The following is a 238-nucleotide window of genomic DNA, read 5'->3' as shown; positions in this document are numbered from 1 at the left end:
CAGCTGGACCCGATCATGTACGAGCGCAGCTATTTCCTGGAGCCCGATTCCAAGTCACCCAAGGCATACATGCTGCTGCGGCAAACGCTGGAAGACACGGACAGGATCGCAATCGTCCAGTACGCGCTGCGGCAGAAGACCCGGCTGGGTGCCCTGCGGGTGCGTGGCGACGTGTTGCTGCTGCAGGCTCTCCTCTGGGGCGACGAAGTCCGTGAGGCCAAGTTCCCGTCCCTTGAGA

At 62.6% G+C, this 238-nt stretch carries 1 protein-coding gene; it reads left to right on the top strand.

Annotated features, from left to right (window positions below; translation table 11 throughout):
• Window positions 1–238 (top strand): Ku protein (locus ACPYOM_RS23810; RefSeq protein WP_481347877.1); only part of this gene is annotated, 238 nt, incomplete at both ends.

This window comes from Monashia sp. HAY1-2A (assembly GCF_056755315.1).
Note: the sequence above shows the minus strand (reverse complement) of the source record. Positions and strands in the feature narration are given on the sequence as shown.